Source organism: Chryseobacterium luteum (assembly GCF_000737785.1).
GTDB classification, from domain to species: Bacteria; Bacteroidota; Bacteroidia; order Flavobacteriales; family Weeksellaceae; genus Chryseobacterium; species Chryseobacterium luteum.
Genome location: NZ_JPRO01000001.1, coordinates 497478 through 523377, shown reverse-complemented (window position 1 = coordinate 523377; position 25900 = coordinate 497478). Strand labels below are relative to the sequence as shown.

Below are 25900 nucleotides of genomic sequence, written 5' to 3'. Positions count from 1 at the left end.
AATTATGAAAAAAAAGTATAAACCTTTTGATAAGTTCATTGTCAGATTTCCATCATTGCCGTTCAATTCCTATAATTGGGATTTTGATGATTTTTATAAAAAGCCTTTCTTTAAAGAAGCCATTTATATCGCTTCTCCGGATTTGTATGATGAAATGATCAAGTATGAAAATGATCAGCTAAAAACCGCAGAAGAAAGAAAAAGGGTTAAATTATCCTTACTGAAATATTGGTACAGAATGCGAACGAGAACAACTCCTTTTGGGCTATTTGCCGGAATATCAATAGGAGAGGTTAACAATACTTCCACAGCATTTAAAATAATGGATGAATACAATAAAAATATACGGCTTGACATGCAATATTTTTATGCGTTATTAGTCCATATTGAAAATATAAAAGAAATTAAAAACAGTATTAAGTATTTTCCAAATGACAGCATTTACGTTTCAGGAAGTAAATACAGATATATAGAAAGGAAGTATACCACAAAACGTTTTGAACACGATGTTGTACAGGTAGATAAATCCTCTGTTTTGACGGATTTGCTGAAGCTTTCAAAAAAAGGAGAAACTATTGAGAATCTTATCAGTTATTTACTCTCATTTGAAGTTGATTACGAAGATGCATCTGCTTATATTGATGAGCTGATTGATGCCCAGCTTCTTATTAGTGAGCTAAACCCACCGGTAACTTCTCCTGATCTACTGCAACGAACAATAGATATACTGTCTGGCTACAATATTCAGGACCCTATTTTAAATCGTTTAAAAAACATTAAATCCAACCTGCTTCAAATCAGAAATAATAACGATTTAGATTTGTATGATGGCACGATCAATGAAATTAATGAAATAGGTATTCCTTTCGAAAAAAACTATGTTTTCCAAACAGACCTTACAAAAAATTTCTCTGAATTAAATTTAGACAGAAAAGTTTTAAACGATATTTTAGGATCCATCCTTTTCCTCTATAAAGTAAATCCATTTACAAAAGAGAATAAAAACATAGAGGACTTTAAAAAATATTTTCAGGAAAGATATGAAGACCAGGAGGTCAGTCTTCTGACGGTTATTGATCCTGATTTAGGAATAGGCTATCCGGTCAATTCTAACTCAGATAAATACCGGAACTCTTTAATTGACGGGTTTTATTTACCCCGTCAGGCCCAATCAAATAAAAACCAGGCCCAATCGACTCTTCTGCAGAAAATTTTAAATCATCAAAAACCAGAAGCTGAAGAAATCATTTTAACTGATGAGGATTTTCCTGAAGCTCAAGCGAACAATCAGATTTCGCCTGTTTTTATGGCAAATTTTGAAATTTTAAAAATGCAGAACGAATCTTTATTGCACCTTATCAGCTTTGGCGACAATTCAGGAGCTAAAATGTTGGCAAGATTTTCTCATACAGAGAAAAGAATTGAAAATTTCGTCAAAGAGATTGCCGATAAAGAACAGGAACTATCTGATGTAATAATTGCCGAAATTAATCATTTGCCCACTCCGAGAATGGGAAATGTGTCTCAAAGTTCTAATTTTAGAAAATTTGAGATTACCTGCTTATCTAATTCAGACCTAAATGAAAAACAGACTATTCCATTATCTGATTTATTCATTTCTGTAAAAAACAACAAAATAGTTCTGCGATCTAAAAAATTGCAGTCCGAGATCAGGCCTATATTAACCAACGCCTATAATTTCAGCTTATCTTCTTTACCTGTTTACAGTCTTTTGTGCGACTTACAGTTTCAGGATAATTATGTTTACGGAGCGTCCCTGAATACAGATCCAAATATAGAATACATTCCGAGAATAAAGTATAAAAATGTTATTCTGCAATATGCAACCTGGAATTGTCAAGGATCTGATTTAAAAGAAATAGGATCTGAAAAGGATCAGGACAAAAAAATTGATGCTTTTTTACAATGGCAGAAATTAAAAAGAATACCACAGTATTTTATACTTTCTGAGTCTGATAGGGAACTGTTAATAAATTCATTGGTCAATGATGATGTTTTACTGTTCCTAAATGAAATAAAGGCTAAAAAACAGTTTACTCTACATGAATTTTTATTTGATGAAGGTGAGAATATCCTGACAGATAAAAATATGAATAATTATAGAAATCAAATTATAACCGCTTTTCACAGTTAAAATAATGATTAAAAAGAGAATTTTCCCTCCCGGTTCAGAATGGGTATATTTTAAAATATATCTAGGTTATAAATCAGCAGACACTATTTTAACAGATAAGATATATCCGCTCATCAAAAAATTAGAGAAGGAAGAAAAAATAGATCGTTTTTTCTTCTTACGATATGGAGACCCTCATTTTCATCTCAGGGTGAGGGTAAGGGTAAAAAATATTGAAGACACCGGAGAAATCATTGCTGCATTCCATTCTAAGCTATACAGATTATGTGAACTAAATATTATATGGAAAATACAGCTAGATACCTATTTCAGAGAATTAGAAAGATATCACCCCGCATTAATTGAAACTACTGAACATTTATTTTCTATTGAAAGTAAAAATTGCGTCAAAATATTAAAAAAAATAAACAGTACGCACAACGAAGATTTCAAATGGATGATTGCCTTCAACTTGATAGATTTATACTTCGATCTTTTTGAATTGGATATAAATAGAAAATTGAATTTGATAACAGATATAAGTAATTCTTTTAAAAGTGAATTCAACTTTCATGATCAGAATTCCAAACAATTTAATACCCTTTACAGAGAAAAAAGGGCTTTGATTACAGATGTTATAAAAACAGAACATAATGAGGCTGGATTCAAAGATCTCTATACTAATTTAAAAACAATAAAAAAGGAGTTAAAGCCGATTTGCCAAGAGCTTCTATCCCAATGCAAAGCAAACAAAATACACATACAATACTATTTGGCCAGCTACATCCATATGACCCTCAACCGTCTACTACCTTCTAAGAACAGAATTCACGAATTGATAATATATGATTTTTTAAGAAGACACTATGAAAGTGAAATAGCCAAAGTAAAAAACAAAGCCTAAAAAAAAAATTAATATTAATTTGACAATAAATTTTGACATTTAGATTATTATACATATATTCGTTACACAAAAATTATTAACTTACTATGAAAAACAAGAAAACAATCAAAAAATTGAAATTATCAAAAGAAGTTATTTCTTCTTTCGACAAGAAAAGCATTTCCGGAGGAAAAGGATTACAAAATGGAATTGATGTAGGACTTTGGTCATTTGACGGATGCGGTACTATAGACGGTAACTGTACAGCAGGATGCACAGACGGATGCGGTACCAAAGAAACTTTCCAAAGCGTTTGGAATTGCACAAAAGCTTCTTGTTCAAGAAATTGTTAATTTCAAATGGTAATTTATTTACCATTTTTAAAGCTTAAATAAAGAGATGGTTACCCAACCATCTCTTTTCATATCATGAACCCAATCAAAAAAAATAAATTCGACAACCAGTATATCTATTTTTTCATTCTGTCTCTCAGGTGGTATCTGATATTTTATATGCTGAGTTATGGCTACTCTAAATTAACTTTAAGCCAGTTTTATGTGAGCCCTGAAAACCTGACAAAGCCTATCACAGAAACAAATCCTTTTTATGCCGCCTGGTACGTATTCGGATCAAGCAGGTTTTATAATATATCCGCAGGCCTTATAGAATGTATTGGTGCAATTTTACTGATATTTAATAAAACTGTTTTATTAGGTGCTTTTGTAGTTTTTGCCACTCTTCTCAATATTTTAATTATAGACATATCTTTCACAACTGAGATGCTCGGCAGTGCATTAGTCGTAAGAATTATAGGTATGATTTTATCCTGCCTTACCATTTTATACTATTATAAAGCAAAACTTTTAACCATCTGGAATATCTTAATCCATAACACAGGTACAAAATTTAAATACAGTTGGTACATCCTCATAGCCTTACCGTTCATCGGATTTCTAATGGATTTCATTATCGGACTGGCATTATTTCCTCTTAAATATCTCATTAACTACTTTCTAAAGTAACTTTTATAACAACCGAAAACAAGAACATTCATTCAACAAAGAAATACGAAACATTTCCTGTCTATTACTTATCTATAATTTAAACAGTTTTGTTTAAATTAAAAATCAACTGAATGATTTTATAATCTTTGCTGATCATTTCGTTTATTTTAATTCTTATCCATAATTCGGATTAATTTAACTCATTCACTTTCCGAAAATCCTCGGCATCTCCGACTTTCAAACTTCAATCACCACTGGACCCGATTGCAGCATTTCAATACGGACAAAATAAAGGAACATATCCGTATAAAATGTTAATAGTTTAGAATATCCCCACCAGCTAAACATTTCATCCACAGATACAATTTAACCATCATATTGTTAATATTTTAACATAAGTGAATATTATGAAAAACAAATAAGTTATTTGATTCCACAATTAACTTAAAATCAATACATTAATATGAATATGATTTAAATTTCCATTGTTAGTAATCTGTGGAAAACATATTAAAAAACTATTAGTACCTCATGGAGAATATCTTACAAACCTGTTAAAAATAGGTGAATAACTTATTGAAAACATGTTAAAAGCCTATTAACAACATATTCAAAACTAATGGAAATCTTGTGGAAAAACTGTGAGTTATGAAAAAAAATAACCCATACTGTTTCTCGCATTTTCCTATATCATTATTACCCTTTATTTTACCCTAACCTTCATTATGATTAAACCATTTATTATCACAATCTTTTCCTGTTATTTTCGTTACATTTGCAGTTTTATGAATTTCCATAGAAAACGTTAAAAAATATGATCTTTTTTAAATAAACAGCACGCTTTTTGTTTGTGCTAATTGCCTGAAGAATCAAATGATGTCAAATAACAACTCTAAATATTACAATCTCTTTTTTCTGCTCTTTATATCCTGCCTGGCATTTGCCCAAAACACAGCGAACGGAAGAATTGTAGACGCAAAAACCAATAAAGAAATTTCCGGCGTAGATATCTTTATTAATGATAATACCGAACCCTTTTTGAAAACTTCTCTGGGAAGTTTTAGTGTTCAGTCTGACAGTATTATTTATAAGCTTAAGTTTTCGAAGAAAAACTATTCCCAAGAAACCGTTACTGTCACTCCTGAAAATGCAGCAAATATTTTTGTGAAACTCTCACAGGAAAAAGTAAGTTCCATTGATGAGATTGTTATCCACAACGAAAAACCCAAGTACAAAAACAAAAAAGAAAATCCTGCCTACGCAATTATGCAGGAAGTATGGAAAAGAAAACGCAACAACGGTTTAGAGAAATTCGACACCTATACTTATAAAGAGTACGAGAAAATCCAGTTTGACGCCAACAATCTGGACAGCGCCTTTATGAATAAAAAAATCTTTAATAAGCTTGATTTTATCTTCGATTATGCAGATTCCACCGCCAGCGGAAAGATAGGGCTTCCTATTTTCCTGAACGAATCCGTCTATGAAAATTTCGGAGAAAACAAACCCGGAAAAAAGACAAAAAGATTACTGGTTGCCCAAAAAACATCAGGATTTCAGGACAACCAGGTAATTACCATCACCGCAAAAAACCTTTACCGGGATATTAATATTTACGACAACACCCTGAATTATTTTGACATAGGATTTCCAAGCCCTGTCGGATCAAACGGATTCAGCACTTATGATTATAATTTAACAGATACGATCTCCATACACGGTGAAAATGCCTACAAAATAAGGTACCAGCCCAAAAGGAAAGACGTCTTGGCTTTCCAGGGATATCTTTATATAGATACGGACAATTATGCTGTTTTGGGCGCCACCCTAAAGTCTACACAGAAGATTAACGTCAATTTCATCAACAGTATTTCCACAGAACTGGAGTATGATAATCCCGATGAAAACACATTTCTGCCTAAAAAATTCGTTACAGAAATAGAGCTTACTCCTTTCGCAAAAAAGAGGACCTCCAAAAGTATTATAGCCAAACGCTCGGTGGATTACTCCCAATACGAATTCAACAAGCCTCTCGATGATAAAGTATTTACACGTAAACAGGAAGAATACGACGATAAATTTGTTGATAAAGACGATGCTTACTGGGTAAAAGCAAGGCCGGATTCATTATCGAAATCGGAGCAGGGCGTTTATGAAATGCTTGACAGACTTCAGAAGACCCCAAAATTCAACCGTATCGTTAAAATCTATGAGACACTGGCATCAGGATATTATAACGCTTTTAAAGGCATTGATATAGGTCCTATTTTTTCCATTTATGGTAAAAATGAAGTGGAAGGCGACAGAATAAGGCTGGGAGCAAGAACTTATTTTGGACAAAATGATCCCTGGAGAGTTCAATTCTACACAGCATACGGATTTAAAGATCAAAAGGTTAAATACGGAGCAGAAGCCCGCTATATGTTCAACAGAGTCAACAGATTCATGATTGGTGCAGGAACAAAAAGAGATATTGAGCAACTGGGCGTGCAGCTTACTACCGATGACGGAATTATGGCGCGTACCTTTGCCTCATCTACTCTATTTGCAAGAGGAGAAAATGCTTCTTTGAGCTCTATAAATAAAACCAACATTTTTGCCGCCATTGAACCCTGGAAAAATCTCCAGGTAAGAGTAGACGGGACATTACAGAGTATAAAATCTGCAAACCCGGATAAATTCGGACTAATGTATTACCGCAATGGCGATCTGAGAAAAACCCTTAATGACTCCCATGTTACCTTAAGTTTAATAGCAAGACCGGGGGCTAAATTTTCCCAGACAGGTGTTGACCGCTACGAGCACGGAACGCTTGCACCTACCATTATACTGAAATATACCAGAGGAATTGAAGGTCTTTTTAACGGGGATTTCAACTATAACAGGCTTCAGTTCATGTTCTATAAGCCAATACTGATTGGAAGCTGGGGCAAGACCATGGTCAACTTTGAGGCAGGGAAAACTTTCGACACAGTTCCTTTAGCTCTCCAGAATGTTATTCCCGGAAACCAGTCATACAGCCTGGCACAAAATACATTTTCACAGCTTAATTATTATGAATTTGTAGCCGATACGTATACAACACTTCACCTTGAGCATCATTTCAATGGAAAAATACTTTCCTTCATTCCTTTGATTAAAAAGCTGAAACTTAGAGAAATCGCATTCATCAGAACCGCTTACGGAACTTTGAATGATGCTTCCAAAGCCATCAATGTGGACGGATTTAAATATTCAGCACCAAGCGAGCAAATCTATTTTGAATACGGATTCGGTATTGAAAACATCGGAATCGGAAACCTCAGAATATTCAGGGTAGACTTTAACTGGAGAGGAAATTACCTGGACAGACCGGATATTTCAACATTTGGAGTAAAAGCAGGATTCCAGGTAGGATTTTAAAATACAAACTCCTTGTTCAATGAACAAGGAGTTTTTTTTATTTCACTAAGATTCTGCCGGATAACCTTTGCAGCTATTACAGTGAGCCACAATGTAAACCACACTACAGGAAGGCCTCTGTCCTTCCGGAATTTTGCAGTATACATCACATGGTAAACAATCTTTCCCCGGAAGCGCTCCGCCCATTAGACTTTTAAGTTCTTCTCTGTTGATTTTCTTTAAATTTTTCATAGTATTATATTTTATAAATTGATGTTTATATTAAACGAAGAAAAACACGAAATATTATTCATAGATACATAAAAAAAACCTCAGCTAATGCCGAGGTTTTAATTTTATAAAACGCGTGAGTGATTATGCGTTCGGTTCTACAGATACGAAAGATCTGTTATTTGCTTTCTTTCTGAAAACTACTTTACCGTCTACTAGAGCAAACAAAGTGTGGTCTTTACCCATTCCCACGTTAGTACCCGGGTGGTGTTGCGTACCTCTCTGTCTGATAATAATGTTTCCGGCAATAGCTTCTTGTCCTCCGAAGATCTTCACACCTAATCTTTTAGAGTGAGATTCTCTACCGTTCTTGGAACTACCGACTCCTTTCTTGTGTGCCATTTTATTACTGGATTATTTGTTAAGTGCTTTAAATTGATCAATATTCTTAACGATAGCAGCATCTACTTCCTCGTGAGTAAGAACATTCTTTTCTAATTCAACTTTAACTGCTTTACCTAAAGTAATTAAAGTTTCTCTGTTTTCTTTAGACTGAGACAGGTTATTTTTCTTCAGGTGATAGTTCAGTTCGTGATCTTCACCAAAGTTAACCGTTGCGTTGTCTGAAAGAACTTCAGCTTTTACAGTTTCTTTTTTAGCAGCTTTCTTAGAACTTCCGTCAAAACCAGTGATACCAGTGATTCTGATTTGAGTTAAAGATTGTCTGTGACCGTTTTTTACCTGATAACCTTTTCTTCTTTTCTTTTTGAAAACGATTACTTTATCAGCTTTTACATGATCTAAAATTTCAGCATCTACTACGATACCGCTTACAGCTGGGGCGCCAACAGTGATTGAACCGTTTACAGTAAGAAGAATTTTGTCAAAAGAAACCTTGTCTCCTTTTTCTCCTTTTAAACGGTTTACAAACAACTTCTGGTCTTGCTCAACTTTATATTGAAGCCCTGCTATTTCTACAATTGCAAACATTGTTTATAAATTTTTAGTTATTTCGAGGTGCAAATATATGAATTAATTTCTAAATAGCTTACAATCAGTTCCGTATTTTTTTAGTAAAAATATATTAAAAAATCATATCACTATGCTTTGAATAATTTTTAATAGTAAAGCGCTCATAATTAAGAGATAATTTTATACCTTCGTTATCACCAAAAAAATTTTATATGAAAAGAAACTTCAAATTCTGCCTGCTGGCAGGAGCAATTGCCGCTTTTTCACTATCAGCGTGCCGTGATGACAAAATGGAAGAATCTGTCCTTCCTGAATCCCAATCTGCCAATGCAAAGATCGAACAGCCTGGAGACCTGGAAAAGATCTGCTCTTACGTAGATCAGTACTGGAGCTCAACCGCAGTGCTTAAAACCACTCTTCAGAATACGGCAGACACCCAATTCATGAATGCCCAGATGACGAAAATTGCAAGTCTGTGGGGAAGGAGTAATCCAACCCTGCGTTTTGTGGATGATCCGTCCAATTTCAATTCTACTTACAATGCAATCTCTTATTCCACCGGAAAAATTTATTACGGCTACGCAATCTACGCTGATGCAAAGAATAAGGGAGGAGATATTGTGAATGCCATGATCCTTGCTCACGAATATGGACACCAGCTACAGTACATTTTTGGCCTTCCATCCGTAAGTGAATCCACAGCAAGACCAAACGAACTGGAAGCAGACGGCTTTGCAGGATATTATTTAAGAAGACCCAACGGATACAACAAAACCAATTTCTCTGAAATTGCAGCAGCCTATGAATTTGCACAAAGTATCGGAGACTACCAGACAAACAGCGCCGGCCACCATGGAACTCCTCCCCAAAGAAGATCTGCTGTACGTTTAGGTTTCCTTTTAGGCCAATATGATCTTAATGCCTCGAACTTTGACTACAATTTCTTCTACTATTATCAGGGAGTACTAAACGGAACCTATAAAATGGGTAAAAATTCTGTTAACCCCGAGATTGATGCCTATATGAGCCAGTATATGGATGAACTTAGAAAGATCCAGACCGGAGAAATTTCTGAAGAAGAATTTAAACACCTTAAATAAACATTCATTTTTAGCATATTTACAAAGGAGACAGGCAGCAACGTCCTGTCTCTTTTTATGTTTATTTGATAAATATCCCAAAGTTTATTTACTTTTGGTCCATATCCTACAACAATGAACAGAGATCTCTACATTGATTTTGCTAAGGGAATGGCAACCCTTTCCATTATATTCATCCATACAGCATTCTGGTCGGGGCAGTTTTACATTCCCGCAGAAGTCAGAGTATTTTCTCTGGTATTTGATGTCGCCTTGTTTTATGCCCTAAGCGGAATCACTTCGGGATCGAACATAGAGAAAACATTTTACAGAATTTTAAAACTTCAGATCACCTACATGATCTTTGTAACATTCCTGTTCTTTCTGGATTATTTTTTCAAGGTCTTCGGATTAACGTTGTTCTCTATGGAGTGGCTCCAGAATTTCTATTCAACATTCGGGTCAAAATATGCGGCAACCAGCGTATCCGATATTCCTCAGTGGCAGAATCTCGGAAACTGGTATCTTCATCAGTATACCAATGCAGATACTTTTCCTGTTGTTATGGGAAGCTTCTGGTACCTGAAGGTGTATTTCATTCTGGCTGTTTTCGGAGTACTCATCTTAAGATTTTTTCCAAAACATACCGACTGGTTCATAGGACTTTGCCTGGTTTTAACGTTAGTATTCAATATTTTTCCAGAATATTATCCCGGAGGTCAGGTGGGCTATGTCGCTTTTTATCTTGCCATCTTTTTAATAGCCAACAGAATGCGTGGTAAGAAAATACCCGCAAAGGCTATTCCCGTCCTGTATGCAGTAGTTGCAGCAGCTTTAATCTGGATGTTCTGGTATTACGGAAATGAGATCTTTTACAGGATCAATAAAAATAAGTTCCCTCCAAAAATCCCCTATATCATTTGGTCGCTGTTCTCGTTAACCACATTATTTGTGCTTTATAACAGATTAAAGATTACAAAAGAGAATTTTGTTACCCACATTGGTAAAAATGCTATATTCTTTTATTTTGCCCAGGGAATAAGTTCATCATTGGTGTATTTCATTGTTGTTCCTTTACAGGAAAATATGCCATGGTGGTTGCTTATGATCTTAATTTATGTGATTAATGTCATCCTTGCTTTCATTATTGCTGCAGGATTAAAGAAAGTGGATGATCTTGGCTGGAAAGTTTTGGAATTTTTAAGGAGAAAAACAGCTTCTTAACACTTTAGCACTCAATTTGAAATAAAATATCTTTCTTATCACAATTTATTTTAATTTTACAGAAAATTCAAAGCATGTTTAAGTTGAAACTTCCTACCGACCCAAGGTGGGCAAATATTGCAGAGGAAAACATTGAAGAAATTTTAACGGACCATGCGTGGTGTGAGCAGAAAGCAGCAACTAATGCTATCGGTTTAATTACCATGCTTCCCGAGCATCCTGAAATTGTTACCGAACTTCTGGCCATTGCGCAGGAAGAACTGGATCATTTCAATCAGGTGCATGAGATCATCAAAAAAAGAGGCTACACTTTTGGCAGGCCAAGAAAAGATGATTATGTGAATGAACTGGCCAAATTTATTATCCAGGGAAGCAGGGAAGATCTGATTGCAGATAAAATGCTTTTTGCAGCCATGATTGAAGCCAGAAGCTGCGAAAGATTTAAAGTTCTTACCGAAAACATTAAAGATGAAGAGCTTAAAGCATTCTATAAAGAGCTGATGATCTCTGAAGCCAACCACTATACTACCTTTATAGGATTTGCAAGGCAGCTTGGAGATCCCGAAAAAGTAAACAAACGCTGGGACGCATGGCTGGAATATGAAGCCAGTATCATTAAATCATACGGAAATAAAGAAACAATCCACGGTTAAAATAAAAAAGTAAAAATCCAAGTTGAAAAAACCAACCTTCGAAAATATCGCCAATTTTTTTCTGAAAAACTTCTTTCAGGGTTTGGTTATTATCGGTCCAATAGGGCTTACCATCTTTGTGATCTGGTATGTGGTGAGCGCTATTGACAATATCGTTCCTTCTCTCGCCAAGGAAATTCCGGGGCTGGTTTTTGTTTCAATCATACTGATCACTGCGGTTCTGGGATATCTTGGAAATAAATTTGTAGTAGGAAGGTTCTTTTTTGACACGATGGACAGCCTTCTGGAAAAAACTCCCGGAATAAAACATATCTATACTCCTACTAAAGATGTCATGTCATCATTTGTGGGAGACAAAAAGAAATTCAACGACCCTGTGTGGGTAAAGACAAATGAAAATCCGGAAATATGGAGAATCGGCTTTCTTACACAAAAAGAAATGTCGGACGTCGAGAAGCACAATTACGTTGCGGTATATCTGCCCCACTCCTATGCTATTTCAGGATGGGTAATTGTTACTGAAGAAAAAAACATCAAACCTGTGGTGGGAATGACGGCGGCTTCTGCCATGAAGTTTGCAGTAAGCGGCGGTGTAGCCGGGTTCCATTCGGATGATAACATATTTAAAGCTCCGGAATAATTTCTTCCGATTCTTTAAATATACATTGATGAATTTGAAATTATTTTCAAATAAATTTTCTTTACAAACAATCCAATAAATATTTTAACGCATGAAATTACCATACGCAGAACCATTCCGTATCAAAATGGTGGAGGAAATCCGCCAGTCTACAAGAGAAGAAAGAGAACAGTGGCTGAAGGAAGCTAATTATAATCTTTTTAACCTAAAATCATCACAGGTTTTCATTGACCTTCTTACTGATTCAGGTACGGGTGCGATGTCCGACAGACAGTGGGGCGCATTAATGACCGGAGACGAAAGCTACGCCGGATCCCGCTCTTTTGAACAGCTTCATAATACCGTTGAAAAAATCACCGGTTTTAAATATTTACTGCCTACGCACCAGGGAAGAGCTGCAGAAAATGTCCTTTTCTCTGTTCTTGTTAAAGAAGGCGATGTCGTTCCGGGGAATTCTCATTTCGACACTACAAAAGGCCATATAGAGTTTAGAAAAGCACACGCTATCGACTGTACTATTGATGAAGCTTTTGATATTAATGATCTGCATCCGTTTAAAGGAAATATTGATTTAGAAAAATTAGAAGAGGTTTATAAAAGCCATCCTAAAGAAAGTATCCCTTTCTGCCTGATCACGATTACCTGTAATTCTTCAGGAGGACAGCCTGTTTCCCTGGAAAACATGAAAGCTGTAAGAGAACTGTCCAACCGTTATGGAGTTCCCGTTTTCTTCGATTCGGCGCGATTCGCGGAAAATGCCTATTTCATCAAAAAAAGAGAAAAAGGACAGGAAAACAGAAGCATCAAAGAAATCTGTAAAGAGGTCTTCTCATACGGAGACGGAATGACGATGAGCTCCAAGAAAGACGGCCTGGTAAACATCGGAGGATTTATCGCTTTAAACAGTGAGGAAATTTTCAGAAAAGCTTCCAATTTCACAATTATTTATGAAGGGTTCATCACCTATGGAGGAATGGCCGGAAGAGATATGGCAGCTTTGGCTGTAGGCCTGGACGAAGCTACAGAGTTTGCTTACCTTGAAAGCAGAATTTCACAGGTTGAATATCTTGGAAACAGACTGATCGAATACGGAATTCCCGTTCAGAAGCCGATTGGTGGCCACGCTGTTTTCATCGATTCTCTGAATTTCCTTCCAAAAGTATCCAGAGCGGAATATCCCGCACAGACTTTAGGACTGGAGATCTACAAAGAAGCAGGGATCAGAACTGTAGAAATAGGTACATTACTGGCAGACAGAGATCCTGAAACCAGGGAAAACCGTTATCCAAAGCTGGAACTGGTACGCCTTGCAATTCCCCGAAGAACATACACGAACAACCATATGGATTATATTGCTGCGGCAATCAGAAATGTTTACGAAAGACGGGATGAGATTTCCAAAGGATACAAGATCACCTGGGAGCCGGATCTGTTAAGACATTTTACAGTACAGCTTGAGGAAGCATAACAATAAGACCGGGACTACTTCCCGGTTTTTTTATTTATTGACATTGAATAAAAAATTAACTCCATTTTTTTAAAAAACACAGAAAATGTCATTTTTTTCATTTTATTTCCCAGCAATTTCAAATCATATTCGTTTATTTTCTTCAATTAATGAATGTTTTTAATTTACATTTGCACTTATCAAAATAACCATTCAGTAAATGTAAACTGAAACACTAACTGAAAAATCCACTATTCCAAAATGAACAAAATTGCTGTCGTGGGCGCCGGCATATCCGGCTTAAGCATAGCGAATTATTTAGAGAAACACCAATTAGATTACCACGTTTACGAAAGGAGAAAAAAATATGATCTTACCGGTCATGGCTTTCTGCTTCCGAAAGAGGGTATAGAATATCTTTCACAGATCATAGACCTTTCCGTACTTTTTAAGCAGGGTAGTTTTTTAAAAAAATATATCCGGTACTCCCATACAGGGGAAATTCTTGCAGAAAAGCATCTCCAGGATGTTTTCGTGATTTCAAGAAGCGCTCTGATCAAAATCCTTGCTCAGAATATTCCGGCCGAAAAGATCTCCTATGAGGAAACAGTCGCTCCATGCAATATCCAAAAAGGGAAATTGAAAAAGCAGGACGGAACTTATATAAATTCTGATCTCGTGATTGTTTCGGATGGTTCTAAAAGCCGCATCAGAAGGGAAATATTCAAGGATGAGATCATGAAAACCGTCCAGGAAAACGAAATCGTCAACATCATCAAATCCCGAGACATTGCTGCGCGTTTGGAGAACAATTTTATGAAATACCATCATGAGGACGGCGGACTGGCCTTTGGAATCCTGAAGCTTTCTGAAGATACGGTTTTATGGTATTCCCAGTTTGATAATGAGAAGTACACAATAAGTGAAGAATGCTCCGCTGACAATTTGAAAAAATATATGCTTGAAGTTTTTAACGACTGGGATCCTGTGGTATCTTCTATTGTCAAAGAATCAGATTATGCAAATGTTCATTTATGGAGGGTGTATGAGCTGGAAAAGCTTAATTCCTTTCACAAGGACAATATTGTTTTCATCGGAGATGCTGCACATCCGCTTATTCCTTTTACAAGCCAGGGCGTGACCTCTGCGTTAAAGGATTCTTTTTCTCTGACTCAGTATTTAATTTCAGAAAAAAACACGGCTAATGCTTTCATTAAATATGAAACTGAAAGAAAACCGGAAATAGAGACCCACATCAGAAATGGAAGGATTTTGCTGGACCAGTTTCTAAAACCCCTTCATCAGCAGACAGAAAATATTTTACCCATATCCTACAAATAAAGAGAATGTTTACGAATAACGATATCAATTTTGAAGCTTTAAAAAGAAAAGCCTATAATGGAAGATGGGCCGCGATAGAAGAAGGCGTTATCCCGCTTACCGCCGCGGATCCGGACTTCAGAACAGCCCCGGAAATAGAGCAGGGAATTATTGAATACATCAAAGACGGCTACCTCAGCTATGGTCCGTTTTCCGGGCTTCCTGAGTTTAAAAAAAGCGTTGCAGACCACTTTAATACAGAAAAACACGGGAATTTTACTCCTGAAAACGTACTGGCAGTAAACAGTGCTGCGCAGGGAATGTTCCTGATCGCATCCTATGTTTTGAAACCGGGAGACGAGGCCATTATTTTAGATCCGGTAGATTTTCTGTTCAAAAAATCGGTGGAAGCGGCAGGCGGAACCGTGAAACTATGCCCCGTAGATCACATAACAGGAGCTATAGATTTTGAAAAGCTGGTGCATCTCATCAACCCGAAAACCAAACTGATCAGCATCTGCAACCCCCATAATCCGCTTGGAAAGGTGTATTCTAAGGAAATTCTGAAAAAATTCTCCGAAATTGCCGCCGCCCATGATCTTTGGGTCATGAGTGATGAGATATGGAGCGACATTGTCTATGACAATAGGGATTTCCATACTTATTCATCAGTTTCGGAAGAGGCAAAGAAAAAGAGCTTTACTGTTTACGGATTTTCAAAATCATTTGGAATCGCAGGCCTGAGGATCGGTGCTGTTTTGTGCAACAATCAGGAAATTCTGGATGATTTTATAGAGAAATCTAATTTCAATTCTACGATAGAAGGTGTATCAACACTTTCACAGATCGCAGGAAGTGTAGCTTTGGAAAGAGCTAAACCGTGGTATAAAGATTTTTTGAGCCATCTTCAGCACAACAGAGATCTCGCCTTTAATATTCTCAGCCGTTCGGAAATCTTAAGTCCTAATTTACCTGAAGCTACTTTTGTATTATTTCCGGAGATCAAAAATAATTTGACCAGCGACGAATTCACCCGGCACGTCCTTCAGCATGGGAAAGTAGCTGTAGTTCCCGGCTCTGAAAAGTGGTTTGGAAAAGGGGCGGAAGGGCATATCAGGATCTGCTTCTCTACTTCTCAGGAAATTTTAGAGGAGGGACTTGACCGAATTATCAGAAGTTTTTAAATTTAAAAATTAAGTTAAAAAAAGCAATTTTTAAAGGTCTCCCGGAAATTTCCGGGAGGCCTTCAATTTATTTTTTAGAAATTTTATATAATTTACCGCTGTCTGTAACTGCATACAGGTTGCCATCCATCCCATTCAGAACATCTCTGAAGCGTTCTTTTTGATCGGCAAGAAGGCGTTCCTCTCCCACTACTTTATTATCCTTCATTACAATCCTGTTAATATGCTCGCCGCTCAGACATCCGATCATCAGGTTCCCCTTCCATTCTTCCATGTTTCCTGTATAAAAGGCTACTCCGCTTGGTGAGATTACTGGATCCCAGTAGTAAACTGGTTGTTCCGTGCCTTCTTTTTGGGTAATTCCATTTCCTACTTTTGCCCCTGAATATTCAATTCCATAGGTTACATCTCCCCAGCCGTAGTTCTTCCCGGGTTGTATCAGGTTGATTTCATCGCCACCTCTTGGTCCCATTTCAACATCCCAAAGCGTTCCGTTCGGATCTATTGCCATTCCCTGTGGATTTCTTACACCATAGGCATAGATTTCGGGCTTATATCCCTGTTTCCCAATAAACGGATTTCCGGGAGCAGGTTTACCGTCTTTGGTAATTTTCAGAATTTTCCCTAAATAATTATCTGTTTTTTGGGCATAAACTCTTGTTTCCTTATCAGACCTCTCTCCTGTACTCACAAATAAATTTCCGTCTTTGTCAAATTCCAGTCTGCTTCCGTAATGCTTATCCCCGTCATACGAAGGTTCTGCCCGGAAAATAACTTTGACTCCTGAAATATTTTTAAGATCAGCCGAGAGTTTTCCTTTCGCTACCGACGTCAGGTTTCCTTCTCCGAACGGTTCTGAAAAGCTGAAATAAATAATATTATTGGTTTTAAAGTCCGGATCAAGTGCTACATCCAGCATTCCTCCCTGACCTTTTGAATCTACTTTTGGGAATCCCTCGATTTTAGAGACTTGTTTTCCATCTGTAGAAACTACGTTCATATGGCCGTTTTTATCGGTAATTAGAAACCTTCCGTCGGGGAGATTAATAATTCCCCAGGGCCGGCCAAGGTCTTTATTAAGGACTTCTACTTTGTAGGCAGCCGTGGTTTTTACAGCTTTAATTCTGGTTTGTCCTTTGAAAGCCGGCTTATAGCTGGTATTCGGTTTTTCGGTTTCTACACTGCCGTCGCTTCCTGTCTGCTGGGCACTCGCATTATTCTTGTTACATGAAGTTAAAAGTAAAAAAACACTGAGTGCGGGTACATAAAATTGATTGAATTTCATAGTGTTGTGATTAGGGTAAAAAGATAAATAGAAAAATAATGCCATAAAAATTTGCATGCGTAAATTTTTATTACTCTATGAAGGCTAAAAATTTCTTTCGTATTTTTGTTGTATACATCATTTCCTATGAATTTTAATCTTCAATCAGAATATAAACCTACAGGCGACCAGCCGCAAGCCATTGAGAAGCTTACCGAAGGCATTGAGATCGGCGAAAAATACCAGACCCTTCTTGGGGTGACGGGTTCCGGAAAAACATTTACCGTCGCAAATGTTGTGCAGAATGTACAAAAACCCACTTTGGTTCTTGCTCATAATAAAACCCTGGCAGCACAGTTATTCATGGAGTTTAAGGAATTCTTTCCCGATAACGCCGTTGAATATTTTGTCAGCTACTACGATTATTACCAGCCGGAAGCCTATATTGCAACAACCGGAACTTATATTGAAAAAGATCTGAGCATCAATGAAGAAGTGGAAAAACTGCGTCTTTCTGCAACAGCCAGTCTGCTTTCTGGGAGAAGGGATGTTCTTATTGTAGCTTCCGTTTCCTGTATTTATGGTATAGGAAACCCGTCAGAATTTCATAAGTCGCTTATTACATTAGCCATCGGAGAAAAAGTGACCAGAACGGCGCTTCTGCATTCTTTAGTTAATGCATTATATTCCAGAACACTAGGAGACTTCCAAAGAGGTACGTTCCGCGTAAAAGGAGATGTCATTGATGTTTTCCCGGCCTATGCTGATAATGCGGTAAGAATTCAGTTTTTTGGAGATGAAATTGAAAAAATCCAGAGCTTTGATCCCGTAAGCGGCAATGTTGAAGCTAATTTTGACCAGATCCAGATCTATCCTGCCAATCTCTTTGTAACATCAAAGGAAACTTTAAACGGAGCGATCAGAAGCATCCAGGATGATATGGTGAAGCAGGTAGACTTCTTCAATTCTATCGAAAAGCCTCTGGAAGCAAAAAGACTGCAGGAAAGGACAGAGCTTGATCTTGAAATGATCAAGGAGCTCGGCTACTGTTCCGGGATTGAAAACTATTCAAGATATCTGGACGGAAGACTTCCTGGCTCAAGACCGTTCTGCCTGATCGATTATTTTCCAAAAGATTTTTTAATGGTCATTGATGAAAGCCACGTTACCATTCCCCAGGTGCACGCCATGTACGGCGGTGACCGAAGCAGAAAAGAAGCTTTGGTGGAATATGGATTCAGGCTTCCTGCTGCTATGGATAACAGACCTCTTAAATTTGAAGAGTTTGAAACCATGCAAAATCAGGTGATCTATGTTTCTGCAACCCCGGCTGATTATGAGCTTAAAAAAACAGGAGGAGCTTACATTGAACAAATCATCCGTCCGACAGGTCTTCTGGATCCTGTCATTGAGGTAAGACCAAGTCTGAACCAGATCGATGATCTAATGGAAGAAATCCGGAAAAGATCAGATGCCGACGAAAGAGTTCTGGTAACGACCTTAACGAAGAAAATGGCAGAGGAACTTACGAAATATTTTATGAAATTCGGGATCAGGACAAGATATATCCACTCAGATGTAGAGACGCTTGAGCGTATCCAGATCATGCAGGACCTACGTTTGGGACTTTTTGATGTTTTAATTGGAGTGAACCTGTTAAGGGAAGGACTTGACCTTCCGGAAGTCTCCCTGGTTGCTATTCTGGACGCTGATAAAGAGGGCATGCTGAGAAGCCGAAGATCAATGATCCAGACTGTAGGACGTGCCGCAAGAAATGTTAACGGAAAAGCGATCATGTATGCCGATAAGATTACCAAGTCTATGCAGGCCGCTTTGGATGAGACAGAATATCGCCGTAATAAGCAGATCCAGCACAATGAAGCGAACGGACTTGTTCCTACGGCCTTAAATAAAAAGATCTCTGAAAATCTTGTGGGAAGAAGTAAAGATTTCCCTGATCCAAAATATACGCAGAAGGAAATTCTTCAGAAAGCAGCGGAAACAAAAGCCAGCTATGGGAATAAAGACATTGAAAAAATCATCGGACAGAAGCAGAAAGAAATGGAGGCTGCCGCTAAAAATCTTGATTTTATAAAAGCCGCCAAACTTAGGGATGAAATCACAGCTTTAAAAGAGTAATTAATTGCATTGCAATAATTTGGGGCGGCATCTTCGATGCCGCCCCAAATTTATATTTTAACATAAAAGACTCCGTTTCTTATCTTAAGGAAGCCCTGATCGGTATCAGAAGATCCATCAAGCCATTTAGCTTAATTTCGTAAACGGTAGAAAGCTGCATTCCTAATTTTCCTTTAGGCATTCCTTTTCTGTTAAACCATTCCAGGTAGCTTACCGGAAGATCGGCAAGCACCGTTCCTTCATATTTTCCGAAAGGCATCTTTACGATGCAGATCTCTTTTAGTATTTCTGAATTTACACCTTCCACTTTTAAACAATTAAATTAATCTGTCCTTCCTGATCATTGTCTCTATCCGGCAGTTCAAGTTCAGGCGGAGTATCTTCATCCGAAAACTCATTTCTGTAAACCTGGATCAGAAGCAGGGTAAACGAAATAAGGATAGGACCGAAAATCAATCCCATAAAACCGAATAAATTCATTCCCATGATAATTCCGAACACGGTATTTAGCGGATGGATATTTTCGAGCTTCTTTAAAAGTGTAAACCGGAGCAGATTATCTGTAAGTCCTACTACCACTAAACAATAAGCAGCCAAGCCTAATCCCTGACCTGTATTGCCTTCAGCAATCATAAAAATACATACAGGAATATATACAATAGCCGCTCCCACAACAGGAACCATTGATGCGGCAGCCGTTAAAGCAAAAAGAAGAACCGCGCTGGGCGCTCCAAAGATAAAGTATCCTACAAGCGCTACAATCCCCTGTCCTAAAGCTACAACAGGAATCCCGATGGCATTGGCCATGATCAGCTTTCTCAGCTTAGCACCGATCAAAGAGATATTTGCCCTTTTCAAAGGCGCGGAAGAACTTAGGATTTTTTCAAACAGCTTTGGTCTTTCCAGCATAAAATAAAGAATAAAGTACATGGACATTACCACGGTAAGCGTATTAAATGTCCCACTGACTGCCGAAGTGGAAAATTTTCCGGCAGAACTCTTCACTTTATCCATATTTTCTTTGCTGAGAATATCAATACTGGTTTTTGAATAGATATACGAGTGTATTTTATCCAGAAACACATTGAATTTAGTCATATATACCTGGGCATTACCCAGCTTTTCGATCAGCAGGTCGGCAATAAAATAGACCGGAAGAATAAGGATAATAAGACTTGCCAGCATCAGCACAAGTGCCGAAAGCCAGGGTTTCCATTTTTTCTCTTCCTGCAGATAAAAATTATACCTTCTGCAGACAACATAAATAGTGATCGCACCAAGCACTGACGGTATAAACAGTGAAAGGTTAAAACAGATCAATCCGGTCAGCACCAGAATTATAGCCAGCAGTGCAACCTGTTTTATCGCGACATTGCTTATCTGTTTATCCTTATTTATCATCTGTTTATATTTCCTTTTTATTTTTTAAATTCGATCTGCCTTGGCTTTCCTAAAAATGCACAGTAAGCAGAATACATTACGATCATCATGAAAGGTGCTGTTAAAATGACACCAATACCGCATAAAACAACTCCGGCAATAGAGATCAGCCCTCCCAGCACAGTAGTACCAAGAAACGTTCCGTAATTCTCTTTTGCAATATTGAAAGACTTCCCTAAGGCTTCAGTAGCTGATGCGTTTTCAAACAATAAGATCGGATAGCCCAGTAAAAGGAATGGATAAACAAAAATAAACGGGAAGAAGCAAAGTGCCATGGCAACACTTGAAATAATCCCTGAAAGAATACTGTAGATCAGGATATTTACAAAATTTTGTTTATACCCGATGAACAGGTCTGCAAAATCAATCTTGCTTTTAGTGTTATACTTATTAACAATGTAAATCAGACCTACGTATAGGGGAGCAAGCAAAATCCCGAAAAGGCCGGATAATGAAAGGTACAGCGAGAATCCCGGAGCATTCCAGTAGCTGAAACCCGAATAGTCTCCACCCGCATCTCTCATCTCCTCCATAATAGACGCAGAGTTAAATCCGCTAACGGCCTGGATGATGAAACCGCCAATAATGTAAATTACCATAGCAACGATTCCGTAAAGAAAAACGCCCTTATACATTTCAAAAGAATGCGAAATGATAGATCCCGTATCTCTGTTTGGAACGGATCCCTGTTGATCAAATTCGTTAAATTCTGACATAGTTTAATATTTAATGATTTTTCCCAAAATTAACTTTTTTTGGCATAAAAACATATTAAACCCATGTAAAATTTAACTTTTTTCCGAGAAAACAGTTTTATACAGTGAGTAAATGATCGCATTCCAAAAAGGAAACGTAAACAGGCCACCCACAAAAAACAGCATAAAGCCAATATATTTGAATAAAACAGCGACAATAACGCATACCAGTATCTCTAAAAAATACGTTCTTAATGCCTGAATATTCAATGAAATTGCCTCAAAAATCCTTTTATTGGCAAAAAACATCAGAGGAGCAACAAAAATCGTTATGCAGACCCAAATCACAGCAAGAAATATAGTGGGCATGGTTAACCTGTAGACCATTACCCAAAAGATGAAATATCCCAGATATTTAAAAAAATTAAAGCCATTGTATCCGGCAAACAGATCACCCATCTCAATTTTTTCATTAAGATCTATTTTCCGGAAAATCTGAAACAGTCCCAAATTCAGCGGATAAAGGAAAGCACTTGTTCCTAAAAGAGCAAAACTGAACATCTGATAATTGTCAGTACTGCCCATTGCCTTTAATTTTTCCAGATACACCGCCGTTCCCTGCTGCAGCGCTTCTGCGAGTTCCTGATTCTGCTCCCACAGCCCGAACCTGGCAGCAAAGAAAAACATAAAGGTGAAAAACACTGCGAAAAAAACGATTGAAAACATTAGCTGAAAAACCAATGTTTTGTTCCAATAGAAAAAAGCCTGCTTCAATATAAAATCTATTCCCGGTTTCTGAGGATATTTGCTCTGCATCAAAAAAATTTCTGCAAAAGTAATCATCATTAATTATTTTTGCAGGATGTTTTCAATGAATCATCAAAAATTTATGGAAATGGACGAACTTTCCCTTCAGAAGGTTCCGTACTTTTTCATGATCGATTTCCTTGCGGAAAACGTGGAAGTCTACAGGGAAAATGAGATTGAAAAATTAGGCTTGATAATTGATTTTCAAAGCTTTTCAACCTCAGCACAAAGACACGAACTCAATAAAAAAATTGAATGGACTCCATTTCCGGAACCGCTTGAAAGTTTTAAAAAAGGATTTGACAAGGTTCAGAAAAATATCCGTCTGGGAAATTCTTATCTTGTGAATTACACCAGAAAGACTGAAATTCAGACCAATTTAAGCCTCGAAGAAATTTTTCATCACTCAATTGCGAAGTACAAAGTGTTTTATAAAGATTTTTTCGTATTTTTTTCTCCTGAAACTTTTGTAAAGATTATAGACGGTAAAATTTTAACGTATCCCATGAAAGGCACCATTGACGCCTCCCTGGAAAACGCGGCTGAAGTTTTGAAAAATGACAAAAAAGAGAAAGCAGAGCATTATACGGTGGTAGATCTTTTGCGGAATGACCTCAGCATGGTAGCAGATAATGTGAAGGTTGACCAGTTTCAGCATATAGACCTCATCAGGACACAGCAGAAAGATCTGTATGCCATGAGTTCTGAAATTTCAGGAAACGTAAAGCCGGAGTTTGCAGGAAAGATAGGCAGCATAATGCAGAAACTGCTTCCTGCCGGATCAATTCTTGGAGCTCCGAAGCCAAAGACACTGGAAATAATCTTAGACGCAGAAGGGTATGACAGAGGATATTATACCGGAGTCTGCGGCTGGTTTGACGGTGAAAACCTGGACAGCTGCGTGATGATACGCTTTATTGAAAAAGAAGGCGGGCAGCTTTATTTCAAAAGCGGCGGCGGTATAACCCATATGAGCAAGTTAGAAGACGAATATCAGGAAATGAAAAATAAAATCTATGTCCCAATTCATTGAAAGCATAAAAGTAGAAGACCAGGAGATTTTTCTTTTGGAACTACATCAGAAACGTGTTAACCAGACTTTTGCCCATTTCGGGAAAGAGGGGTCTATTGATCTGGCCAAGATCTTCAAAAATCTCGAACATGATGAAGACGGTCTTTTCAAACTGAGGCTTTCCTATGACCTGGATAAAAGGATACGAACAATGATGATCCCGTACGCCATTCCTGAAATACAGAGCTTCCAGCTGGTTGAAAATAACAGTTTCGACTATTCTTTCAAGTTTGAGGACCGTAAGGAATTGGACAAAATGAAAATGAAGTCAAAAGCCGAAGAGATCATCATTGTTAAAAACAACCATATCACCGATACTTCTTTTTCCAACATTCTCTTCCTGAAAGGCAAGGATTGGTTTACACCAGCGACCTATCTTCTGAACGGGGTACAGAGACAGAACCTTCTGAAACACAAAAAGATAAAAGAAACTGAAATCACCCTTCAGAACATTAAGCAGTTTTCTCATTTTCAGCTGATTAATGCCCTGAATGATTTTGATGATATGTTTATTTACCCTATTGACAGGATTACGAATCTGCCGGGTAACGAAGAATATCTCGACCTTTAATTTTCTTTCATGAACTCAAAATAAGCCTTCTGAATATCTGCACTGTTTTTCCCATATGTATTTACTTCAAGGATTTTCGGCTGCAGATCAGGCTTGAAGAAATTCTCCAGAACCCTGTCCAGCGTGGGCTCATCTTCCACTTTAATGTAGGAAAAGCCAAAATGCTTTGCCAGATGTTCAGCATTTTTGCGGTGCTTTGTTGCTATAAATTCGTCTAATGTATTTGGATTTGCATTACCGGGTCCCGGAATGATTTTAAAAATATTTCCTTCTCCGTTATTGAAAATGATGATTCTTACAAACGGCGGTATATACTGGTTCCAAAGTCCGTTAATGTCATAAAAAAATCCTAAATCTCCTGTAATAAGAAGCGTTGGATTTGCATTTTTAATAGCAAACCCCATTGCCGTAGAGGTAGAACCATCTATCCCGCTTGTTCCTCTGTTACAGTATATTTTTCTTTTTCCAAAATCAAACAGCTGAGCATATCTGATTGCTGATGAATTGCTGAAATGGATATTATAATTCTCAGGAATGGTCTGTGAAGCTTTATTGAAGAAATAGAAATCCGAAAATTCAACTTTATTCAGGAACTGGCCATGTTTGGCATCTTTTTTATCCCTTAAAACATCCCAAAGATTAAAATAAGGTCTGGGCTCAAGATTGATGAATTTCAACAGTTTGGAAAAGAAAACTTCAGGCTTCACTTCGATCTTTTCTGTCAGGGAGAAATATGTATCCGGCTGCCATACTTCATCCAGATGCCAGTGCTGTTTCGGACGTGCACTTCTCAGGAACTGTTTCACTTTCTTAGAAACCACATTCTGTCCCACTGTGATCAGAAGATCCGGAGCATAGGTTTTATAGTCTTCCTCTGTAAAATTAAAAATATAACGGTCGATATGCCTGAAAAACTTCTCATGATACAGGTTGGAATTTGCTTCACTCAATACCACAACAGAATGATTCTTCACCAGTTGAGTCAGCTGGCTTTCCAGCTCCGGGCTGTAATCTCTGGTTCCCACCAAAAGCATGATCCTTTGTGAGGTATGCCAGTCTGCTATGAGGTTTGAAGGAATTTCATATTCCTTGTGCCTAATCGTTTTTTCAACGGTTGGAAAAGATGGAAGCTCAGAAATCAGCTCATACAAAGGCTCTTCCAATGGAATGTTGATATGTACCGGTCCCTGTTTTTCAAAACAGAGCTCGATGGCTTTTTTAATAATGTCAAAATTAATGTCTTCTGCATTTTCTTTGCTGTCTTCCAAAAGCTGGAAATCCCCATAAGAATGCTGATGAAAAATATCTTTCTGCCTGATGGTCTGTCCGTCAAAAATATCCACAAAATCCGTAGGTCGGTCAGCTGTCAGGATCAGAAGGGGAACATTCTGGTAAAAAGCTTCTGTAACCGCCGGATAATAATTGGCTGCGGCAGAACCGCTGGTACAGGTGATCACTGCCGGTTTTTTCTCACTCTTAGCCATTCCTATTCCTACAAAGGCAGCGCTTCTCTCATCAACAATACTGAAACAGTTGAAGGCATCAATTTCTGAAAAATGGATCGCCAGAGGGGCATTCCTAGATCCCGGGGAAATGATGACATCTGAAATTCCGTACTGCTGAAGAAGATGGGCAAGTATCTGAATACTTCTCTTAGAAGAATATTTTTTCATACAGCAAAATTAAATGTTTTTATTGACTTCTTAAACTAAACTTTAACACGTCAGGTTTTGTTGCTACATTTGAGTAAGAGAAACAAA

General features: G+C 37.5%; 24 protein-coding genes. 15 read left to right on the top strand and 9 right to left on the bottom strand.

Annotated features, from left to right (window positions below):
* The first annotated feature begins 4 nt into the window (after positions 1–4).
* The 5 genes from IX38_RS02425 to IX38_RS02405 all read left to right on the top strand — a co-directional run bounded on the left by IX38_RS02425 (position 5) and on the right by IX38_RS02405 (position 7423).
* On the top strand, positions 5–2155 hold the full coding sequence (locus IX38_RS02425) for a lantibiotic dehydratase family protein (protein WP_034701239.1): 2151 nt from the start codon (positions 5–7) through the stop codon (positions 2153–2155).
* 4 nt (positions 2156–2159) lie between these two features.
* Positions 2160–3038, top strand: a complete 879-nt coding sequence (locus tag IX38_RS02420; RefSeq protein ID WP_034701238.1) for a thiopeptide-type bacteriocin biosynthesis protein — start codon at positions 2160–2162, stop codon at positions 3036–3038.
* 86 nt (positions 3039–3124) lie between these two features.
* Complete coding sequence (locus tag IX38_RS02415) at positions 3125–3370, top strand: hypothetical protein (protein ID WP_034701237.1); 246 nt, start codon at positions 3125–3127, stop codon at positions 3368–3370.
* 75 nt (positions 3371–3445) lie between these two features.
* Positions 3446–4039, top strand: a complete 594-nt coding sequence (locus tag IX38_RS02410) for a hypothetical protein (RefSeq protein WP_034701236.1) — start codon at positions 3446–3448, stop codon at positions 4037–4039.
* Between the two features lie 855 nt (positions 4040–4894).
* Positions 4895–7423: a DUF5686 family protein gene (locus IX38_RS02405; protein ID WP_228377898.1), complete on the top strand. Its 2529-nt coding sequence runs from the start codon at positions 4895–4897 to the stop codon at positions 7421–7423.
* A 45-nt stretch (positions 7424–7468) separates the two neighbouring features.
* Here IX38_RS02405 and IX38_RS23110 read toward each other — a convergent pair whose 3' ends face one another.
* The 3 genes from IX38_RS23110 to rplU all read right to left on the bottom strand — a co-directional run bounded on the left by IX38_RS23110 (position 7469) and on the right by rplU (position 8623).
* A complete protein-coding gene (locus IX38_RS23110; RefSeq protein ID WP_034701235.1) occupies positions 7469–7654 on the bottom strand; it encodes a bacteriocin-like protein in 186 nt (61 codons plus the stop codon).
* A gap of 123 nt (positions 7655–7777) precedes the next feature.
* Positions 7778–8035 carry a 50S ribosomal protein L27 gene (gene rpmA / locus IX38_RS02395; RefSeq protein WP_034701234.1) on the bottom strand — a complete coding sequence of 86 codons (258 nt, stop codon included), beginning with the start codon at positions 8033–8035 and terminating at the stop codon, positions 7778–7780.
* Between the two features lie 12 nt (positions 8036–8047).
* Positions 8048–8623 carry a 50S ribosomal protein L21 gene (gene rplU / locus IX38_RS22270; RefSeq protein ID WP_084680161.1) on the bottom strand — a complete coding sequence of 192 codons (576 nt, stop codon included), beginning with the start codon at positions 8621–8623 and terminating at the stop codon, positions 8048–8050.
* A 194-nt stretch (positions 8624–8817) separates the two neighbouring features.
* Between rplU and IX38_RS02385 the strand changes: the two genes are divergently transcribed.
* The 7 genes from IX38_RS02385 (at position 8818) to IX38_RS02355 (ending at position 16152) form a co-directional block, all read left to right on the top strand.
* Positions 8818–9705: a neutral zinc metallopeptidase gene (locus IX38_RS02385; protein WP_034701233.1), complete on the top strand. Its 888-nt coding sequence runs from the start codon at positions 8818–8820 to the stop codon at positions 9703–9705.
* A 114-nt stretch (positions 9706–9819) separates the two neighbouring features.
* Complete coding sequence (locus tag IX38_RS02380) at positions 9820–10908, top strand: acyltransferase family protein (protein WP_034701232.1); 1089 nt, start codon at positions 9820–9822, stop codon at positions 10906–10908.
* Between the two features lie 74 nt (positions 10909–10982).
* Positions 10983–11561, top strand: a complete 579-nt coding sequence (gene miaE / locus IX38_RS02375) for a tRNA-(ms[2]io[6]A)-hydroxylase (RefSeq protein ID WP_034701231.1) — start codon at positions 10983–10985, stop codon at positions 11559–11561.
* A 22-nt stretch (positions 11562–11583) separates the two neighbouring features.
* Entirely contained in the window at positions 11584–12201 is a 618-nt protein-coding gene (locus tag IX38_RS02370; protein WP_034701230.1) for a DUF502 domain-containing protein, read from the top strand.
* Positions 12202–12292: 91 nt separating this feature from the next.
* Complete coding sequence (locus IX38_RS02365) at positions 12293–13669, top strand: tryptophanase (RefSeq protein ID WP_034701229.1); 1377 nt, start codon at positions 12293–12295, stop codon at positions 13667–13669.
* Between the two features lie 240 nt (positions 13670–13909).
* Complete coding sequence (locus tag IX38_RS02360; protein WP_034701228.1) at positions 13910–14989, top strand: FAD-dependent monooxygenase; 1080 nt, start codon at positions 13910–13912, stop codon at positions 14987–14989.
* Positions 14990–14994: 5 nt separating this feature from the next.
* Positions 14995–16152 carry a pyridoxal phosphate-dependent aminotransferase gene (locus tag IX38_RS02355; protein ID WP_034701227.1) on the top strand — a complete coding sequence of 386 codons (1158 nt, stop codon included), beginning with the start codon at positions 14995–14997 and terminating at the stop codon, positions 16150–16152.
* A 67-nt stretch (positions 16153–16219) separates the two neighbouring features.
* On the opposite strand, the gene IX38_RS02350 is transcribed toward IX38_RS02355, so the two are convergent.
* Positions 16220–17437, bottom strand: a complete 1218-nt coding sequence (locus IX38_RS02350; RefSeq protein WP_034701226.1) for a PQQ-dependent sugar dehydrogenase — start codon at positions 17435–17437, stop codon at positions 16220–16222.
* Between the two features lie 126 nt (positions 17438–17563).
* Between IX38_RS02350 and uvrB the strand changes: the two genes are divergently transcribed.
* Positions 17564–19555: an excinuclease ABC subunit UvrB gene (gene uvrB / locus IX38_RS02345; protein ID WP_034701225.1), complete on the top strand. Its 1992-nt coding sequence runs from the start codon at positions 17564–17566 to the stop codon at positions 19553–19555.
* A 79-nt stretch (positions 19556–19634) separates the two neighbouring features.
* Here the strand turns inward: uvrB and IX38_RS02340 are convergent, their stop codons facing one another.
* From IX38_RS02340 to IX38_RS02325, 4 genes are all read right to left on the bottom strand, one after another.
* Entirely contained in the window at positions 19635–19862 is a 228-nt protein-coding gene (locus IX38_RS02340; RefSeq protein WP_034701224.1) for a DUF3820 family protein, read from the bottom strand.
* 2 nt (positions 19863–19864) lie between these two features.
* Positions 19865–20956 carry an AI-2E family transporter gene (locus IX38_RS02335; protein WP_034701223.1) on the bottom strand — a complete coding sequence of 364 codons (1092 nt, stop codon included), beginning with the start codon at positions 20954–20956 and terminating at the stop codon, positions 19865–19867.
* 17 nt (positions 20957–20973) lie between these two features.
* The gene (locus IX38_RS02330; RefSeq protein WP_034701222.1) at positions 20974–21711 is read right to left on the bottom strand and encodes a hypothetical protein; all 738 of its coding nucleotides are present in this window, start codon (positions 21709–21711) and stop codon (positions 20974–20976) included.
* A gap of 72 nt (positions 21712–21783) precedes the next feature.
* A complete protein-coding gene (locus tag IX38_RS02325) occupies positions 21784–22536 on the bottom strand; it encodes a hypothetical protein (protein WP_228377897.1) in 753 nt (250 codons plus the stop codon).
* Between the two features lie 16 nt (positions 22537–22552).
* On the opposite strand from IX38_RS02325, the gene IX38_RS02320 reads away from it, so the two are divergent.
* Both IX38_RS02320 and IX38_RS02315 read left to right on the top strand, forming a co-directional pair.
* Positions 22553–23530 carry an aminodeoxychorismate synthase component I gene (locus IX38_RS02320; protein ID WP_034701221.1) on the top strand — a complete coding sequence of 326 codons (978 nt, stop codon included), beginning with the start codon at positions 22553–22555 and terminating at the stop codon, positions 23528–23530.
* A complete protein-coding gene (locus IX38_RS02315) occupies positions 23514–24140 on the top strand; it encodes an aminotransferase class IV (protein WP_034701220.1) in 627 nt (208 codons plus the stop codon). The genes IX38_RS02320 and IX38_RS02315 overlap by 17 nt, the downstream gene beginning before the upstream one ends.
* On the opposite strand, the gene menD is transcribed toward IX38_RS02315, so the two are convergent.
* Entirely contained in the window at positions 24137–25813 is a 1677-nt protein-coding gene (gene menD, locus IX38_RS02310; RefSeq protein WP_034701219.1) for a 2-succinyl-5-enolpyruvyl-6-hydroxy-3-cyclohexene-1-carboxylic-acid synthase, read from the bottom strand. The genes IX38_RS02315 and menD overlap by 4 nt on opposite strands.
* Positions 25814–25900 lie beyond the last annotated feature (87 nt).